15 protein-coding genes are annotated in these 17,194 nt (G+C 72.3%); 12 read left to right on the top strand and 3 right to left on the bottom strand.

Annotated elements, in window-relative coordinates:
* The first annotated feature begins 49 nt into the window (after positions 1-49).
* Entirely contained in the window at positions 50-1,264 is a 1,215-nt protein-coding gene (locus ACWER9_RS02685) for a PP2C family protein-serine/threonine phosphatase (protein WP_452300136.1), read from the top strand.
* A gap of 69 nt (positions 1,265-1,333) precedes the next feature.
* The gene (locus ACWER9_RS02690; RefSeq protein ID WP_452300137.1) at positions 1,334-2,401 is read left to right on the top strand and encodes a DUF2855 family protein; all 1,068 of its coding nucleotides are present in this window, start codon (positions 1,334-1,336) and stop codon (positions 2,399-2,401) included.
* 7 nt (positions 2,402-2,408) lie between these two features.
* On the opposite strand, the gene ACWER9_RS02695 is transcribed toward ACWER9_RS02690, so the two are convergent.
* Both ACWER9_RS02695 and ACWER9_RS02700 read right to left on the bottom strand, forming a co-directional pair.
* Positions 2,409-3,215 carry an RNA polymerase sigma factor SigF gene (locus ACWER9_RS02695; RefSeq protein ID WP_452300138.1) on the bottom strand — a complete coding sequence of 269 codons (807 nt, stop codon included), beginning with the start codon at positions 3,213-3,215 and terminating at the stop codon, positions 2,409-2,411.
* A 217-nt stretch (positions 3,216-3,432) separates the two neighbouring features.
* Positions 3,433-3,618 carry a hypothetical protein gene (locus ACWER9_RS02700; protein WP_452300139.1) on the bottom strand — a complete coding sequence of 62 codons (186 nt, stop codon included), beginning with the start codon at positions 3,616-3,618 and terminating at the stop codon, positions 3,433-3,435.
* A gap of 318 nt (positions 3,619-3,936) precedes the next feature.
* Here ACWER9_RS02700 and ACWER9_RS02705 point away from each other — a divergent pair, with 318 nt between their 5' ends.
* Genes ACWER9_RS02705 through ACWER9_RS02715 form a run of 3 tightly spaced genes read left to right on the top strand, consistent with a single transcriptional unit; the run spans position 3,937 to position 7,226 of the window.
* Positions 3,937-5,808 (top strand): sigma-70 family RNA polymerase sigma factor, encoded by a 1,872-nt coding sequence (locus ACWER9_RS02705; RefSeq protein WP_452300140.1) that lies wholly within the window; start codon positions 3,937-3,939, stop codon positions 5,806-5,808.
* A complete protein-coding gene (locus ACWER9_RS02710) occupies positions 5,805-6,503 on the top strand; it encodes a DUF305 domain-containing protein (protein WP_452300141.1) in 699 nt (232 codons plus the stop codon). Before ACWER9_RS02705 ends, ACWER9_RS02710 begins: the two co-directional genes overlap by 4 nt.
* 24 nt (positions 6,504-6,527) lie before the next feature.
* The gene (locus tag ACWER9_RS02715; RefSeq protein ID WP_452300142.1) at positions 6,528-7,226 is read left to right on the top strand and encodes a hypothetical protein; all 699 of its coding nucleotides are present in this window, start codon (positions 6,528-6,530) and stop codon (positions 7,224-7,226) included.
* 36 nt (positions 7,227-7,262) lie between these two features.
* Here the strand turns inward: ACWER9_RS02715 and ACWER9_RS02720 are convergent, their stop codons facing one another.
* Positions 7,263-7,823: a GNAT family N-acetyltransferase gene (locus ACWER9_RS02720; RefSeq protein WP_452300143.1), complete on the bottom strand. Its 561-nt coding sequence runs from the start codon at positions 7,821-7,823 to the stop codon at positions 7,263-7,265.
* Positions 7,824-7,904: 81 nt separating this feature from the next.
* Here ACWER9_RS02720 and ACWER9_RS02725 point away from each other — a divergent pair, with 81 nt between their 5' ends.
* The 7 genes from ACWER9_RS02725 (at position 7,905) to ACWER9_RS02755 (ending at position 17,102) form a co-directional block, all read left to right on the top strand.
* The gene (locus tag ACWER9_RS02725) at positions 7,905-8,615 is read left to right on the top strand and encodes a siderophore-interacting protein (RefSeq protein WP_452300144.1); all 711 of its coding nucleotides are present in this window, start codon (positions 7,905-7,907) and stop codon (positions 8,613-8,615) included.
* Complete coding sequence (locus tag ACWER9_RS02730) at positions 8,612-9,898, top strand: MFS transporter (protein ID WP_452300145.1); 1,287 nt, start codon at positions 8,612-8,614, stop codon at positions 9,896-9,898. The genes ACWER9_RS02725 and ACWER9_RS02730 overlap by 4 nt, the downstream gene beginning before the upstream one ends.
* Positions 9,899-9,952: 54 nt before the next feature.
* On the top strand, positions 9,953-11,122 hold the full coding sequence (locus ACWER9_RS02735; RefSeq protein ID WP_452300184.1) for an ATP-grasp domain-containing protein: 1,170 nt from the start codon (positions 9,953-9,955) through the stop codon (positions 11,120-11,122).
* On the top strand, positions 11,119-12,747 hold the full coding sequence (locus tag ACWER9_RS02740) for an IucA/IucC family protein (protein ID WP_452300146.1): 1,629 nt from the start codon (positions 11,119-11,121) through the stop codon (positions 12,745-12,747). The genes ACWER9_RS02735 and ACWER9_RS02740 overlap by 4 nt, the downstream gene beginning before the upstream one ends.
* Positions 12,744-14,342, top strand: a complete 1,599-nt coding sequence (locus tag ACWER9_RS02745; RefSeq protein ID WP_452300147.1) for an IucA/IucC family protein — start codon at positions 12,744-12,746, stop codon at positions 14,340-14,342. The genes ACWER9_RS02740 and ACWER9_RS02745 overlap by 4 nt, the downstream gene beginning before the upstream one ends.
* Positions 14,339-15,484 (top strand): alanine racemase, encoded by a 1,146-nt coding sequence (locus tag ACWER9_RS02750; RefSeq protein WP_452300148.1) that lies wholly within the window; start codon positions 14,339-14,341, stop codon positions 15,482-15,484. The genes ACWER9_RS02745 and ACWER9_RS02750 overlap by 4 nt, the downstream gene beginning before the upstream one ends.
* A 328-nt stretch (positions 15,485-15,812) precedes the next feature.
* The gene (locus ACWER9_RS02755) at positions 15,813-17,102 is read left to right on the top strand and encodes a cellulose binding domain-containing protein (RefSeq protein WP_452300149.1); all 1,290 of its coding nucleotides are present in this window, start codon (positions 15,813-15,815) and stop codon (positions 17,100-17,102) included.
* Positions 17,103-17,194 lie beyond the last annotated feature (92 nt).

The following is a 17,194-nucleotide window of genomic DNA, read 5'->3' on the forward strand; positions in this document are numbered from 1 at the left end:
CTGCACTACGTGCTCCCCGCGACCGGGGAGGACATGGGGGAGATGAAGCGTGGCTGACGTCGGCGAGGTGGTGCGTTGGTTGCAGCTCAACGCACCCCGGGGCGGCCCGGACGAGGTGTCGCAGCTGGTCGCCAGGGCGGCGCCGGCGATCGACGCCAGCGAGATCGTCATCTATCTGGCCGACTACACGCAGACCCTCCTCGTGCCGCTGCTCGGTGCGGGTCTCGACCGGGACCAGTTGCCGATCGAGACGACGCTCGCCGGCCGGGCCTTCACCACCCTCGACATCCAACGCGCGCCCGACAGCCCGGACCGGATGTGGGTGCCGCTGCTGCTCGGGTGTGAGCGGATGGGCGTACTGGAGATCGTCTCGTCGACCGCCGCCGACGCGACGACTGACGGTCCGGCCTGGGAGGTGGCAGTCAACGTCGCCCAGATCCTGGTCAACCGCCGGCTCTACGGCGACGTGGTCGAGCGGATGCGGCGGCGGATGCCGATGCAGGTCGCGGCCGAGATCGTGTGGGGCCTGCTCCCACCGTTGACCTTCGCCACCGACGATCTGGTGGTCACCGCCATCCTCGAACCGTGCTACGACGTCGGCGGCGACATCTTCGACTACGCGTTGAACGACGACGTGCTCAGCGTCGGGCTCTTCGACACCTGCGGGCACGGCATCAAGGCGAGCACCCTGGCCTCGCTCGTGGTCAGCGCGTACCGCAACGCCCGTCGGTGTGGCCTCGACCTGGTCGACACGGCGATCAGCATCGACAGGTGGGTGCGGGCCGAGCATCCGAACCTCTTCGCGACCGGGTTGCTGATCGAGTTGGACCGCCGGACCGGCCACCTCAGCATGATCAACGCCGGGCACCCGGGTGCGATGTTGCTGCGGGACGGCAAGGCCGTCCGGGAGCTTCCGGGGCCGACCGCGCTGCCGCTCGGCCTGGGCCACCTGTCCCCGCGCCGACCGCGGGTGCACGTGGAGAATCTGCACCCGGGTGACCGCATTCTCGCCTACACCGACGGCATCACCGACGCCCGCAGCGCGGAAGGCGAGCAGTTCGGGCTGGACCGGCTCGTCGACTTCGTCAACCGCGCCCTCAACGACGGGTTGCCCAGCCCGGAGACGATGCGTCGCCTGGTCCGGGCGGTCGTCGGCTACCAGGACGACCACTTGGAGGACGACGCGACAGCCCTCTTCGTGGAGTGGCGACCACCGCACCTGCCGCTCGCGCACCTCCGTGACCTGGCCGCGGACAGAACCTGACCGCACCCGGTGGGATTTTGCACTAGAAGTGCACTTGTCTCCGAACGTGGGGCTGTCTAGCGTCACCTCATGGCTGACTCATGGACCTTCGCCGTGGCGCGTGACGATCTCGGGCAGACCACGCTCGTCGATGGCTCCACCCCCGCCCTGGTCGACGGTGAGGCGCTGCTGCGCGTCGACCGTGTCGGCCTCACCGCCAACAACGTGACCTACGCGGTGCTCGGCGATGCGATGCGCTACTGGCAGTTCTTCCCGCCGTCCGCCCAGGGGTTGGGGCCGCAGTGGGGCCTCCCGCCGCTCTGGGGTTTCGCCGAGGTGGTCGCCTCGACGGTGGCGGGGGTCGAGGTGGGGCAGCGGATCTACGGTTACCTCCCGCCCGCCGGTCACCTCGTGGTGCGACCGGACCGGGTGGACGGGTCCGGGTTCCGCGAGGTGAGCCCGCACCGGGCCAAGTTGCCGTCGCCGTACAACGCGTACCGGTCGACCACCGGCGACCCGGCGTACCGGCGCGACCAGGAGGATCTGCTGATCCTCTTCCGGCCACTGTTCTTCACCTCGTTCATGCTCGCCGACCAGGTCGTGGACAACGACTTCTACGGCGCCGAGGCGCTGCTGGTGTCGTCGGCGTCGAGCAAGACCGCGTACGCCGCCGCGTTCGAGCTGCACGGGCGCGGGCCGCGCCTGGTAGGTCTCACCTCACCCGGCAACGTGGCGTTCACCAGGTCGCTCGGCTGCTACGACGAGGTCGTGTCGTACGACGACGTCGACGCCCTCGACGTGGTCCCGGCCGTCTACCTCGACCTGTCCGGTGCGGCCTCGACCCGCGCTGCCCTGCGTCGGCGCCTCGGTGACCGGCTGGTCCGGGACATCGCGGTCGGGCTCACCAACCAGACGCCAAACGCCGCCGCCGCCGAGGAGGTGTTCTTCGCGCCGGTGCAGATGCGCAAGCGCAGCCACGACTGGGGCCGCGACGGGCTCGACGAGCGGTTCACCGAGGCCTGGCAGCGCTTCGCCGAGGTGGTGAGCGGGTGGCTCGACGTCCGGGTGGGCGCCGGGCCGGCGGCGCTGCAACACGCGTGGCTCGACGTTCTCGCCGGTCGTACGCCGCCACGAGTGGGGCACGTCGTCCAACTGTGAAAGGGGGTCAGCCGGCGACGTCGTCGCTGAGCCGGTGGCGCAGCGTGGCCAGCGAGCGGGTGATCAGCCGGGACACGTGCATCTGTGAGACGCCGATCCGGTCGGCGATCTGGGCCTGGGTGAGGTTGCCGTGGAAACGCAGGCTGAGGATCTGGCGTTCGCGTTCCGGCAGCGTGGCGAGGGCCGGGCCGAGGGCGACGCGGATCTCGACGAGGTCGATCTCGTGGTCGTCGTCGCCGAGGGTGTCGCCGAGTTCCCGGTTGCCGTCGCTGCCGATCGGGGTGGACAGCGACGTGGCCCGGTAGGCGCGAGCACCCTCCAGCCCCTCCAGGACGGTCTCCTCGGACACGTCGAGGTAGGCGGCGATGTCGGCAACCGTGGGCAGGCGACCGAGGGTCTGGGTCAGGACGCCGTTGGCGGCGCTGATGGACAGGCGCAGCTCCTGGAGGCGGCGGGGTACCCGCACCGCCCAGGTGCGATCCCGGAAGTACCGCTTGATCTCGCCGATGATGGTGGGGATGGCGTACCCACTGAAGTCGATCCCCCGGCTGTGGTCGAAGTTGTCCACGGCCTTGATGAGCCCGACCGAGGCGGTCTGGGCCAGGTCGTCGTCGGGTGCGCCACGTCCGCTGTAGCGGCGCGCCAGGTGCCGCGCGAGCGGCAGCCACGCCTCGATGGTGCGGTCCCGCAGTGCCGGGCGGCGGGGGTCCTGCGGCGGGGTCGCCGCCAGGGCGGCGAGGAGGTCGTCCGGGCTCTGGTCGGTGCTCCGCTCGCTGGGCTGGGTGCTTGTGGCGTTCTCGACGATCGTGGACATGGTTGTCCCTCCCGCACGTGCCCGTCGATCGGGTCGACCGGAAGGATCTCCGACCCGGCTGCCGCCGGAGCGCACGTACGGGCGAAGGTGCGCTGTCGCAGGGCGACGATCACGGGCCTCGCCACCGCGTCATGTCGTTCGCTTGATGAACCGAACCCTACCCGAACGTCGGAACATTAACTAGCCGAAAGTATGAGCCAGTGCAGGTCGGCGTGGATCAGCCGCGCTGATCGGGGGCGTCGACAGCGGCCGGGGCCGGCTGGGCGGGCGTCACCGCGAACGGGTGGCGCAGCCGCCGCATGGCCTCCTCGCTGCTGTCGGAGGTCACCGCCGGACCGTCCAGCCCGTCGCCCGTCGACGTGGCGAGGAACAGGGCGGACCGACCGTTGTCGTTCGATGTCATGCAGGGATCCTGTCTCTACGAGAGGGGTGCGGCTGGCCTCGGCGATGTCCGCCGGGTGACCTGAGGAGCGCTTCGACGCATGCTGGCGCGCGAATGCAGGTGTCCTGTGCACGGGCGAACGCCCGGCGACACCGACACCCGGCACCATACCCGGCACCGTCGCTCCGCATGCGCCGCCGACGGACTCACGTCGCTTGTGACTGGCCGGCCGCCCAGGAATTCTGTAATCCCGCCCGCTGCCGCAAGTCTCCGATCCTGAGGGCGGTCAGCGCACCCAGCGTGGGCGCCGCGCGGACGAGCACACGAGGAGTGAGACCCATGTCGTCAGCCGGTCGAGCACTGCCCGATGTCGGGTCGGTCGTCGCGGCCCGGCAGGGCGACCAGCGCGCTCTCGACGACGTCGTCGCGGCGTCGCTCCCGCTTGTCTACAACATCGTCGGGCGGGCGCTGCGCGGGCACGCCGACGTCGACGACGTGGTCCAGGAGACGTTGGTACGGGTGATCCGGTACCTACCCGCGCTCAACGACCCGGCGGCGTACCGATCCTGGCTGGTGGCGATCACCATTCGCCAGGTGCGGGACTGGGAGACGCGCCGACGGGTCGCGCTCAACCGCGACGCCGGGCTCGACGTGATCCACAACGTGCCCGACCCCGCCTCCGACTTCGCGGGGATGACGATCCTCCGGCTCGGCCTCACCGACCAACGACGCGAGGTCGCCGAGGCGACCCGCTGGCTCGACCCGGACGACCAGGAACTGCTGTCGCTGTGGTGGCTGGAGGAGACCGGCGAGATCACCCGGAACGAGGTCGCCGACGCGCTCGGGTTGTCACCCGGGCACGTGGCGGTGCGGATCCACCGGATGAAGGACCAGATCCAGAGCGCCCGCGGCGTCGTACGCGCGCTGCGCGCCCGGCCTGGCTGCCCGGACCTGGGCACCGTGACCGCCGAGTGGGACGGCACGCCCAGTTCGTTGTGGCGCAAGCGACTGGCCCGGCATGTCCGCGACTGCGCGTACTGCGGTCGGCTGGGAACCACGCTGCTGCCGATCGACAGGCTGCTCGCCGGCCTGCCCTTGCTGCCGCTGCCGGCGGGTCTCGGCGCGCACCTGCCCAGCGCGGCCACCCCCGCGGCCGCCGCGCAGGCGCTCACGCCTCCCGGCCCGACGGCCGGCCCCGCTGCCGGGCCGACGCCGCCCGGTGATGCGGGTGCAGGCCCGAGCGTCGTCGACCTCGCGGTGAACCGACCCCGTGGCCTCGTGCCGTCCCTCGCCGCAGGTGTCGCCGCCGCCGTCCTGGCCATCACCACGGCGGTGGTGATCCTGCCGGACGAGCCGTCCGCGCCCTCATGGGCGGCCCCGCCGTCCGCGGCGCCCACCGCCGTCGCCGCCCCGAGCGTCGCGCCCTCGCCAAGCGCACGGCCCTCGACGAAGGCTCCGGTCGCGCCGGTGGCCAGCTCCGTACGCAAGGGCGTCGGGGTGTGGAACTTCGCCGGGGCGAGTCAGGCCCTGGCGAACTCCAGGGCCGGCTGGTACTACACCTGGGGCACCCAGCACCCGGGGATCAGCACCCCGCGCGGTACGACGTTCGTGCCGATGATCCGCAGTGCGGAGAACGTCACCGCCACGGAGCTGGCTCGGGCCAAGGCCGCCGGGCCGTACCTGCTCACCTTCAACGAGCCGGACCTGCCCGAGCAGGCGAACATGACTGTCGAGCGGGCGCTGGACCTGTGGCCGCAGCTGATGGCGACGGGCAGCAAGCTGGGCAGCCCAGCGGTCGCCTGGGGTGCGCCGGACCCGCAGGGTTGGCTGGACCGGTTCATGACCGGCGCCGAGTCCCGCGGTCACCGGGTGGACTTCATCACGCTGCACTGGTTCGGCGCCGACTTCACGACCGCCGCCGCCGTGGCCCAGCTCCGGCAGTACCTACAGGCCGTCTACCAGCGGTACCGGAAGCCCATCTGGCTGACCGAGTTCGCGCTGATCCGTTTCGGCGCGGACGGCGCGCAGTTCCCCAGTCAGGAGCAGCAGGCCGCCTTCCTCACGGCGGCCACCACGATGCTCGGCCAGCTCTCCTACCTCCAGCGCTACGCCTGGTTCGGCCTGCCCGCCACGGACAAGGACAGGTCCGGTCTGTTCAGCGACGGAGCCCAGGCAACCCTTGTCGGCCGCGCCTTCCAAGCCGCCCGGTGAGCGGCGGCGAACGGGTGGACGAGCGGTTCGCGGCGGAGCGCGGTGACCGCCGCGTCCGTACCGGTCGGATGGTCGGCGTCGTCGCGACACTTGTCGCCACGGCGCTGACCGTCGGTCTCACCCAAGGTTGGGGCCGCACCGACCAGGCGTCGACGCCGTCGTCGGCCGCAGCGTCGGCCCCGGGTTCGTCGGCCGCTGCGGTGCCGACCGCGCCGGTGCTGCTCAACGGCACCGACGACGCGTTCATCCAACTCTTGATCCCGATGAACGAGGGCGCGCTCGCGCTCATCGACCAGCTCGACACCCGACCGACGGCCGCGGACCCGTCGTTGCGGGCCCTCCTCGGTGCGGTCCGGAAGGCTCACCAGGCGGAGCTGCGGGACCTGCGTGGGCTGTTGGCCGCGGGTAACGTGCCGGAGCTGAACATCCACGAGGGGCACCAGATGCCCGGCATGGTCACCGATGCCAGCCTCGCCGAGCTGCGTGCCGCCCCGGACGCCGAGGTGCCGTCCCGGGCGGCTGCCCTGATCCGGGCACACCTCGCGCAGACAGTTGTGCTGTGCCGGGGTGAACAGACCGCTGGGGGTAGCCCGGAGCTGAAGGCGCTCGCCGGCCGGATCCAGCAGGCGCGGGCCGCCGAGCTGAGCACGCTCGACAACCGGCCGGGGGCGCCCGCCGCTGCACCGGGCGGCTGAGCATGCGGCTCAGGAGACCGGCCGATGCGGACGTCTGACCTGCCTGCCGACGTCCACCCCGCGGTCCGGGCGTCCCGGGCCACCCACCGAGCCGTCACGTCGGGCGCGGTCCGCCCGGCCCGGCGCGCGACGCACCGGGCCCGGAGCGCACCGCCGCCGGGCACGGTCGCCTCGGTGCCGGCGGCGGGGTGGCGTGGTGGTCACCGTCGGGCGGCCGGCCGCGCCACGGTCATCGCCTCGATACTGACTGTCGGTCTGGGGTGGCTGCTCGCGGTCCTCGTCGCACCGCACGTCACCCTGTCGCCGACTGCGCGGATGGTTGCCCTCTTCTGCCACCTGACCTGCCTGGTGGTGGGCTTCGGAGCGGTGCTGACGGTGGACTGGTTCAGCCTCCGGTGGGTTCTGCGCCGGGAACCGCTCGGTACGGTGCTGACCGCCGCACGCGGCGCGCACCTGCTCATCTGGCTGGGCCTGGTGGGTCTGCTCGCCAGTGGCGCCGCACTGGGGCCGGACACGTCGTCCGGGCTGATCTGGGTCAAGTTGCTCGCGGTGCTTGTGGTTGGCGTCAACGGGCTGTTCCTCGGCCGGGTGCGGGATCGGCTCGTAGCCGTACGGGGTCGCCCGCCCTGGTCCGCACTGCTGCCGGGTGTCGCCGCCGCCACGATCTCGCAGATCGGTTGGTGGACCGCGACCCTCGTCGGCTTCTGGAACGCCAACAGCTGACGGTCACCGTCAGCGTCGACGGGTCCGCGTTGGGGGTCAGGCCGAGGCGGGGTGTCTCGCCGTGAACCGGGCGCGGGTCAGGAACGCGAGCTGCGCCCGCTTGTCCGGCATGTCGATCTCCGAGTCGAAGGTGAAGCCCTCGATCTCCAGACGGCGCAGGGCGAGGTGGTTGCGGATGTCCGGCTCGACCACGATCCGCTGCGCGGCCGGGTCGAGGAACAGGAAGCGGGCCACCGCCGGGCCGACCGCGTTGGTGAGGCTGCGGGCGAGGCGTCGGTCGGGGCTGAGCAGCAGGTGCATCCCCACGTCGCCGGGCTGGACGGGGTAGCGCTCGCCGACCGGGTCCGCCTCGGGCTGATAGCTCTGGAAGAGGCCGACCGGCTCCCCGGCGACCATGATCAGGTACGCGTGGTGGGTGGGCAGGCTGTCGACAAAGGCGTAGATCTCGCGGACCTCTTCGAGGCTGTGCGAACCCATGCCCCAGAAGGAGTTGCGGGGCAGGGTGACCCAGCCGTGCAGGAGGGCGGCGTCCCGGTCGGGGTCCACGGTCACCAACGACAGCTCGCCGAGACCGGCGATCTTCTCCTGGTAGGTCATCGGGTGCTGTCCTCTGTTCCATCCGGGGCGCAACTTAGGTTAACCTCCCCTAACCAAGGATGACCTTACCTGGAGGGGTGTGTGAAGCGGAACTGGGAGGCCCTGGTCCTCAAGGCCATGGGAGGGCGGGACTTTCAGTTGACGGTCCTGAGCACCGAGTCAGTCGACGGGCACTACCAGCGGCTCGTCCTGGACGGAGGCGGCCTGCTGGAGGCGTGCGGGGTGCACCCCACCATGTGGATCCGGCTGTGGTTCGACAACGACGGTCGGGCGCACCAGCGCGCCTACACGCTTGTCGACCCCGACCCCTCCACCGGCCGATTCACCCTCGAATTCGCCATCCACGACGGCTGTGCGGCCCGGTGGGCCACCACGGCCCAGGTCGGCGACACCATCGGCGCGACGGTGCAGGGCAGCGCCTTCGAGTTGCCCGACCCCGCGCCCGAGCACCTCTACCTGGTCGGCGACGCGGCCTCGCTGCCGGCGGTCAACAGCCTCCTCGACGCCGGTGCCGACATCCCGGCGACGGTCTGGCTGGAGTACGCCCACGAGGGCGAGAAGGCGCTCGCGCTGCGGGCCCGGGCGCACCACGAGGTCACCTGGGTGCCACGGCGCGACGAGGGTCAACACCTCGTCGACACGGTCTGCGCGGCCCTGCCGACAAGCGGTGCGGGCCACTACTGGGTCGCCTGCGAGGCGGCCACCACCCGGGGTCTCAGCCGACACATCCGGAAGACGCTCGGTGTCGACAAGGACCGGTTGACCTCCCTCGGCTACTGGAAAGCGGCATGAAGGGCCGCCTCGGCACCCTGACCGCGCTGTACGTCACCCAGTACCTCGGCGTCGGCTTCATCACCGTCGGGCTCACCGCGATCCTGCGCGACGGTGGCACCTCGCTCGACACCCTGGCGCTGTTGCAGGTCGTCGGCCTGATCTGGCCCATCAAGTTCCTCTGGGCGCCGATCCTGGACCGGTACGGCTCCCGGCACCGCGGCCACTACCGATCCTGGTTGCTCGTGCTGCAGACCGCCCTGGTGCTCGCCCTGCTGGCGTTGCTGCCGTTCACCAGCCCGGCCGACGCGCTCGGCCCGATCGTCGCGATCTGCGCCGCGTACGTGTTCTTCTCGGCCACCCAGGACATCGCCGTGGACGCCGTCGCGGTCCGGATGCTCGCCGACTCGGCCCGGGGGACCGGCAACGGCATCCAGGTCGCCGCGAGCTACCTCGGCAACCTGCTCGGCGGCGGCGCCTGCGTCCTGGTCTATGACCATCTCGGCTGGGTGCCGGCGATCGGCCTGCTGGCCGCGATGACGGCGGTGGGCCTGCTCGTGGTGTGGCGGTTCCGGGAGCCGCCCCGTACCGATCGGGTGGAACGGGTCGGCGCGGCCTACCGGGCGCTGCTGTCGGTGTTCCGCCAGCCGGGTTGCCGCCTGTGGACGTTCGGCGTGGTGCCGCTTGTCTACGTCGGCGCGGGGATGGCGTACGCCCTGGTCACCCCGGCGCTTGTCGACGCCGGGTGGTCGTTGGGTCGGATCGGCGTCGTGACCGGCGTGGTGACAAGCGTCCCGGCCATCGTGGCGGGTCTGGTCGCGGGGCTCGGGATCGGGCGGTTCGGGCGTGCCGGCGTCCTCGTGGCCGGTGGTGTCGCGCTCACGGTGTCGACGGTGCTGCTGCTGCCGCTGATGAACGGCCGGGCGCCGCTGGGTGGGACGGTCGCCGCGCTCGGCTGCTTCATGGCGGCCTACACCATCGCCAACGTCGTGCTCTACACGGTCAACATGGACTACTCACGGCCCGACACCGGCGGCACCGACTTCACCGTCCTGTCGTCGTTCGGCCTGGTCTGCTCGTTCGTGGCGGCGTCGATCGGTCTCGCGGCGGCCGACCGGCTCGGTTACCCGGCGGTCGCGGTCGCGGCAATCGTGTTGGTGGCCGCCGGCGTCGTCCTCGGCGTTGCCCACCAACGGCGGTTCCCGCACCGGCCGGACCCCGCCGGTGACGTGCCGGCCGAGCGGCGCACCGCCGGAGGGCAGGCCGAGCAGCGCGCGGCGGACGGCGTCAAGGCGGTGGCGTGACCACCGTTTCGTCGGCTACCTGAGGGCGACATCGTGGTAGTCGACGGAGGCGGCATGCTGCTCTACCTGACCGCGCTCAACCCCACCGACGCCGTGCTGCACGGGTTCCTCCCGGCGGCGGCGTCGTTAGGGCTCGAGGCCACCGTGCTGACCGACCGGCCCGCCGACTGGCCGGCGGACGTGCGGGTGGCGCGGTGCGCGGTCCGCGACCCGGCCGCGGTGGTCGCGGCGGCGGCACCGACCCGGCCGGTGGCGCTACTGTCCAATAGCGACCACCTTCAGGAGGCCACCGCGATCGCCGCCCGCAAGCTCGGCCTGCCCGGCAAGGACCCGGCCGCCGCCCGTCTCTGCAAGGACAAGGCCGCAGCCCGCCGGGCGATCGCCGCTGCGGGCCTCGATCTGGTACGCACCGTCACCATCGACCCCGGCGCCGCGCCGCAGGCGCCGACCGGGATGTTCCCGGCGGTGGTCAAGCCCCGCGAGGGGGTGGCCAGCGAGGACGCGTACCTGGTGACCGACCACGCCGAGCTGGTCGCCAGGGTCGCCGAGATCCGTGGCCGGCGACCCGACGTCGCCCTGGTGGTGGAGGAGTACCTCGACGGCGACCTGCGCACCTTCGAGACCCTCGGCGACGGCACGGCGGTGGCCTCCCTCGGCGGGTGGCGCACCGGCCTCGGCCCGCCACCGACCTTCACCGAGGAGAACCTCGCCTGGTCACCCCCGACCGAGGAGGCGCGCACCCAACTGCGGGCACGGCTCGACGCCCTCGGGGTCGGCTTCGGGGCCTGTCACACCGAGTACGTCGTCTCCGCCGGCCGGGTCCGGCTCATCGAGGTGAACTACCGCCTCATCGGCGACCGGATGGACCTGATCCTCGCCGACCTGCTCGACGTGCCGTTGTTCGAGTACGTCATCCGGCTGCACCTCGGCGAGCCGTTGGCCTCCCTCGTCCTGCCCGACCCGGTCGACCGCTACGCCCTGGTCGAGTACGTCTGCGCGGACCGGTCCGGCCGTCTCGTCGCCGCACCGGGCCCACTCGACACCGTCCACGGCGACGTCCGGCTGGGCTGCCGTCCGCTGCGCGAGGTGGGCCGCACCGCTGCGTACACCGGCACGAACCGTGACTACCTCGCCGTGCTGCACGGGATCGGCCCCGACGAGGCGACCGTCCGGCAGTCACTTGCCGCTCTCCGCAGCGACCTCACGTGGACCATCGTCGGGTGAGCGACGACTGCGAGCGCGAGGTCTTCACCCGGGTGCTCGACGCCCTGCTGCGCGAGGACCACCTCGGTCTGCTCAGCGGCGGCCGGGCGGACGGGCCCCACTGGTGGCAGGCGCCCCACCCCGCTGGTCAGCTGCGCATTCCGGTCCGGGTGGACGGGTTCCAGCAGCCCCTGCGCAGCGCCGCGCCGGTGGTGCTGTTGGTGACGGGCGTCGGCGAACCGCAGCGGACGGAGACCGTCGAAGGGCTGTTGACGCTGCTGGCCCCGCGCGACAACGCCGAGGCCGAGGCGGGTTGGCGTGACTTTGGCATCGAGTGCCGCGCCGACCTGCGGGCCCGCCGGCTCGCCGCGACGGCCCGGCCCCGGGTGCTCGCCGAGGTGGCCGCCGAACGCGCGTACACCCCCGGTGGTCTGCCGACGGCGCTCCTGGACGACGTGCTCGCCGCCCACCACGGCCACCCCGTCTACCCCACCGACAGGTGCCGGCACGGTCTGTGCGACGACGACCTGCTCCGGTACGGCCCGGAGCACGCACCCCGTTTCACGCTGCGCTGGTACGCCGCCCGGAGCGAGGACGTCCGGCTCACCGGTGACCTCCCGCCGTGGTGGCCGCGCGCGCCGCGACCGGACCATCTGCTGCTGCCCGCGCATCCGATCACCGTGGCCCGCGACGCGCTGCCGGTGGTCGACCTGCCGGTGACCCCGGTGCGGCCCACCCTCTCCATGCGGACGGTGGCGCTCGACGACGACCCGTACCTGCACCTCAAACTGCCGCTGCCGACCGCGAGCCTCGGCGCGCGCAACCGCCGCACGCTGCAACCGGGTTCGCTCGCCGACGGTGCGGCAGTCGCCGCACTGCTCGACCGGATCGCCACCGCCGAGCCCCGCTTCGCCGGTCGGATCCGGCACGCCGACGAGAGCACCTGGGCGCACGTCGACGGCGACGAGCGACAGGGTTTCCTGCTGCGCCGCTTTCCGCGCGACCTGGCCGACGTCCAGGTGGTGCCGGTCGCGGCCCTCGCCGCCGTCGACCCGGTGGCGGGCACGGTCCTCGAACGGGTCGACCCGCAGCGGCCCGTCGCGCTGCTGGAGTCCTACCTGGACCTGTTGCTCGACTGGCACGTCTTCCTCTGGCTCCGCCACGGCATCGCCCTGGAGGCGCATCCGCAGAACATCCACCTGCTGGTGCACCCGGACGGCAGCGTCGGCCTGCTCTACAAGGACAACGACGGCGCGCGGCTCGACGCGCGACACGGCGGCCCGAGCGGGCTCGCCCTGCACGACGAGCGGATGTGGGCGGGTGACCCGCAGGAGCTGGCCGACGTGTTCATCACCATCACGCTGCACCTGGCCGCGGCCGCGCCCCTGGTGGCCCTGGCCGCCCGAGGGCTGCCCGTGCCGTCGCCGGCCGACGCGCTGGCGCCGCGGCTCGCCGCAGCCCGCGACAGGTGGGGCGACGGACCTGCGGTGCGGACCTTCACCGAGCGGGTCCTGCACGCCACCCGACTGCCCGTCAAGGCGATGCTCACCGCCGGCACCCTGCTGCCCAAACAGCGGTTGGGCTGCACCGACATCAACAAGTACTACCTGCGTACCGGCCCGAACTACCTCCGGGAGACACGATGACGAGCGCGCAGTTGCGCTCCCGGCCGGGCACCGACACCGGTCAGCCCGCCGACCTGGCCGCCGCGCACGTCGTCTTCGGCTGCCTGCTGCGCGAGCTGCCGCCGCCGGACGGCACCCCGACCGTTGTCGACGGCGCGGTCCGGCTGCCGCTGCGCCACCTCGACGTCACCGTGCGCTGCGGGGTCGCGCGAGTCTCGCCGCTCGGCGCGCACCGCTACACCGGGCCGGTGCAGCGCAGGGTCGGCGACGGACGGTGGGAGGACCTGGACGCCGACGGGTTGGCCGCGCTTGTCGCGGCGGAACTGACCAGGCGCACCGGCCTGGCCAACGACGAGTTCGTCGACCAGGTCCGGGCCAGCCGCGACACCGTTACCCGCCTGCTCGCCGACCGGCCGGCGGCGGATCCCACCCCCACCGGCGAACCCGCGATCGACGCGTACGTCGACTCCGAGCAGTCGCTGGTCCTCGGCCACCCGCACCACCCCACTCCGAAGTGGCGCAGCGGCGACCTGGACGGCTGGCAGGCGTACGCGCCGGAGCTGCGCACGGCGTTCCGGCTGCACTGGCTCGCCGTACCGGACGACCTGATCGCCGACGCCGGGCCGTTCGATGCGCTCGTGGCAGCCCTCGACCCACCACGGCCCCCGCGAGGGCACCGCATCCTGCCGGTGCACCCCTGGCAGCTGTCGCTGATCCCGCCCACCCACCCACGGCTGCGCGACCTGGGGGCGGCCGGTGTGCCGGTACGGCCGACGGCGAGCGTCCGTACCCTCTACGCCCCCGCCGCCGACCTGTTCGTGAAGACCAGCCTGCACGTACGCATCACCAACTGCCTGCGCAAGAACGCCCGCTACGAACTCACCGGCGCGGTGGCGCTCACCGACCTGCTGGCCCGGGTGCCGCTGCCGGACGGGGTGCGGCTGCTCGTCGAGCCCGCCTACCGCACCGTCGACCTTCCCGGCCCGGACGAGGCGTACGGGACGATCCTGCGCGACGGTCTGCGCCCGCACCTGCGACCCGGCGACACCCCGGTGCTGGCGGCGGCGTTGGCCGCAACGCCCCTCGTGACACCGGATCCGGTGGCCTGGTGGCGGGCGTACGTCGGGCTGCTGGTGCCGGCGGTGCTGGGCAGCTGGCTCAGCCACGGCGTCGTGCACGAGGCGCACCTGCAGAACGTCGTCGTCGTGCTCGACCGGGACCGCCGCCCGGTCCGCATGCTGCTGCGCGACCTGGAGGGGGTGAAGCTGGACGCCGATCGGTGGAGCGCCTGGCCGGACGGCGTTCCGGCGCAGGTGCGCTACGCCCCCCGGGCCGCCCACCGCCGGATCGTCTACTGCCTGTTCGTCAACCACCTCGGCGGGATCAGCGGGGCCCTCGCCGACGCGCGACCCGGCGTCGAACGGCGGCTGTGGCAGGAGCTGCGCGCCGTCGTCGAGGCGGTGGCCGCCGACCTCGGTGACCCCGCCGAACTGCGGGCGCTGCTGGCCGGGGAGCCGCTGCTGGCCAAGGCGAACCTGCTGGTCCGGTGGCGGCGCGACGCCGACCGGGCCGCACCGTTCGTGCCGGTGCCCAATCCGCTTGGTGGGCCACGATGACCCGACCGGTCTACGTCTACGACCTCGACGCGCTGGCCGGGCAGGCCCGCGCCATCCGGGCGGCGCTGCCCCGACCGGTCGAGCTGCTCTACGCGGTCAAGGCCAACCCGGACCCCGGTGTGCTGCGAACCCTCGCCCCGATCGTCGACGGGTTCGAGGCCGCCAGTCGTGGCGAGCTGCGGAGGCTGGCCGAGGTGCTGCCGGGCCAGGTGCCGGCCGCGTACGCCGGGCCGGGCAAGACCGACGCGGACCTCGCCGCCGCCCTCGCCGCCGATGTGCACCGCATCCACGTCGAGTCGCCGAACGAGCTGGCGCGACTCGGCGCGCTGGCCACCGCCGCGGGCCGGTCGGCCCAGGTGCTGCTGCGGGTGAACCTGCCGGTCGACGCCCCGGGTGCCAGTCTGGTCATGGGCGGTGGGCCCAGCCCGTTCGGCATGGACCCGGCCGACGCGGTCGAGTGTGCCCGCCGCCCACCAACCGGGATCGACGTACGCGGAATCCACGCCCACCTGGCCAGCGGGTTGGACGCGCCACTCGCCGCGACGGTGGCCGACGCGGTGGTCGGCTGGGCGGTGGCCGAGGTCGACGCCGCCGAGGTCGACGTGGGCGGCGGCATGACCGTCGACTACACCGACCCGGACGCGCGATTCGACTGGGAAGGCTACGGCCGGGCAATGGACGCTGTCCTCGACAGGCACCCGGGCGTGCGGCTGCGCATCGAGCCGGGCAGGTCGGTCACCGCCCACTGCGGGGCGTACCTCACCGAGGTCGTCGACGTGAAGCGCTCCTACGGCGAGTGGTTCGTGGTGGTGGCCGGCGGGACGCACCACCTGCGGACACCTGCGGCGAAGGGGCACGCGCAGCCCTTCACCGTGCACCCGCGCCGCGGTGCCAACGGTCCCCGTACCGACGGTGGGCCGGTCACCGTCGTCGGGCAACTCTGCACCCCGAAGGACGTGCTGTCCTTCTCGGCCACCGCCGGGCCGATCGCCGTGGGTGACGTGTTGGCGTTCACCATGGCCGGGGCGTACGCCTGGAACATCAGCCACCGTGACTTCCTGCTGCACGAGCCGCCGCTCTTCCGCGTCGGTGACCTGCGGGAAGTGGCCGACGAGTGGGCGGCACGGCCACTCGGGACGTGACCCCGATCGGCCCGATCGGCTCGGTGTGTTATCGATAACATGCTATCTTTCACCCGGGAGTGAAGGGCACGCTCCCGGTCACCCGAGCCAGCCGGTGCAGACGCGCCGAGGGGCCAGTTCTCCGCCGCTCTCCCGGTCGGTGACCAGTCCGGGCCCCGTCGATGTCAGGTGACCACTGCTGGTCGTCGGACGATGCCGCGCCGGCCACCTGCCCAGCCTCCGACGCTCCACCGCAGGCAGCCCCGGCGTCGACGGGCGGCAGCCGCACACCCCGGTGCCGCTGCCGAGCCCACGAGCACCAGACGCCGAACGGCAAGGAGCCCAAGCAATGCTGAGACGTAGGTTCTTCCTCCCATCCATCGCGGCCGCGGCGCTCCTGCTCGCGGCCACCACCGGCGGCGTGTTGAGCAGCGGCTTCGGTGCGACAGCGGTGGCCGCCACCAACGGCACCCTCGCGGCGACCGCCGGCTGCGGTAAGGCCCCCACCCTCGCCAGTGGGACGCGGACGATTCAGAGCAGCGGGCAGAGTCGTACGTACAACCTGCGGATCCCGGACGGTTACGACCGGAACCGTCCCTACCGCCTGATCTTCGGCTTCCACTGGTTGAACGGCTCGGCCAACAACGTCACCTCGGCCGGCTACTACGGGCTCCAGCCGTTGTCGAACAACAGCGCGATCTTCGTCGCCCCGCAGGGCCTCAACGCCGGCTGGGCCAACACCAACGGTCGGGACCTGACCCTCTTCGACGACATCCGTCAGCAGATCGAGAACGACCTCTGCGTGGACACCACCCAGCGCTTCGCCCTGGGCTGGAGCTACGGCGGGGCGATGAGTTACGCGGTGGCCTGTGCCCGACCCACGATCATCCGCGCGGTCACCGTCATCTCCGGTGCCAACCTCAGCGGATGCAACGGGGGCACCCAGCCCGTCGCCTACTTCGGCATCCACGGCATCTACGACAGCGTGCTGAACATCTCCCAGGGTCGGCAGTTGCGCGACACGTTCGTGCGGAACAACGGCTGCACCGCGCAGAGCCCGCGCGAGCCGAGCCGGGGCAGCCTCACCCACATCACCACCGCGTACTCGGGTTGCCGAGCCGGATACCCCGTGCAGTGGGCGGCATTCGACGGGGACCACACCCCCAGCCCGGTCGACGGGTCGGGCAGCCCCAACGACTCGCGGACCTGGACCTCGGGCGAGATCTGGAGGTTCTTCAGCCAGTTCGAGTCGACCACGCCGCCGACGACTCCGCCGCCCACCGACCCGCCGCCGACCACGCCGCCGCCGACCACCCCGCCACCCACCGGCGAACCGGGCACCTGCACCGCCACCTACCGGACGCTGAACACCTGGCCCGGCGGCTTCCAGGCCGAGGTGACAGTGGCCAACAACTCCAGCACGCCGCTCAACGGCTGGACCGTGGGTCTGACCCTGGCCAGTGGTCAGGCCATCAGCAGCCTCTGGAGCGGCACCAACACCGGCACCACCGGAAGCGTCACCGTCAGGAACGCCCCGTACAACGGCGCAGTCGGTCCGAACGCCTCGACCACCTTCGGTTTCACCGCCACCGGCAACGGTGCCACGGCACCGAGCAACGTCACCTGCACCAGCCCCTGATCGCCGAGGGAGTGAGGGCCCGGAGCCGGCTGGCTCCGGGCCCTTCCGCTGGTGCGTGGTCGGGTCACTGGTGTAGAGATGGGTGATCATCA

Source organism: Micromonospora sp. NPDC003944, assembly GCF_053605225.1.

Excerpts from the sequence above, each read along its gene's own strand:
- ACWER9_RS02735 (WP_452300184.1), top strand. The coding sequence starts at position 9,953 with ATGCTGCTCTACCTGACCGCGCTCAACCCCACCGACGCCGTGCTGCAC.
- ACWER9_RS02700 (WP_452300139.1), bottom strand. The coding sequence starts at position 3,618 with ATGACATCGAACGACAACGGTCGGTCCGCCCTGTTCCTCGCCACGTCG.
- ACWER9_RS02705 (WP_452300140.1), top strand. The coding sequence starts at position 3,937 with ATGTCGTCAGCCGGTCGAGCACTGCCCGATGTCGGGTCGGTCGTCGCG.
- ACWER9_RS02745 (WP_452300147.1), top strand. The coding sequence starts at position 12,744 with ATGACGAGCGCGCAGTTGCGCTCCCGGCCGGGCACCGACACCGGTCAG.
- ACWER9_RS02755 (WP_452300149.1), top strand. The coding sequence starts at position 15,813 with ATGCTGAGACGTAGGTTCTTCCTCCCATCCATCGCGGCCGCGGCGCTC.
- ACWER9_RS02715 (WP_452300142.1), top strand. The coding sequence starts at position 6,528 with ATGCGGACGTCTGACCTGCCTGCCGACGTCCACCCCGCGGTCCGGGCG.
- ACWER9_RS02690 (WP_452300137.1), top strand. The coding sequence starts at position 1,334 with ATGGCTGACTCATGGACCTTCGCCGTGGCGCGTGACGATCTCGGGCAG.
- ACWER9_RS02720 (WP_452300143.1), bottom strand. The coding sequence starts at position 7,823 with ATGACCTACCAGGAGAAGATCGCCGGTCTCGGCGAGCTGTCGTTGGTG.
- ACWER9_RS02695 (WP_452300138.1), bottom strand. The coding sequence starts at position 3,215 with ATGTCCACGATCGTCGAGAACGCCACAAGCACCCAGCCCAGCGAGCGG.
- ACWER9_RS02730 (WP_452300145.1), top strand. The coding sequence starts at position 8,612 with ATGAAGGGCCGCCTCGGCACCCTGACCGCGCTGTACGTCACCCAGTAC.
- ACWER9_RS02750 (WP_452300148.1), top strand. The coding sequence starts at position 14,339 with ATGACCCGACCGGTCTACGTCTACGACCTCGACGCGCTGGCCGGGCAG.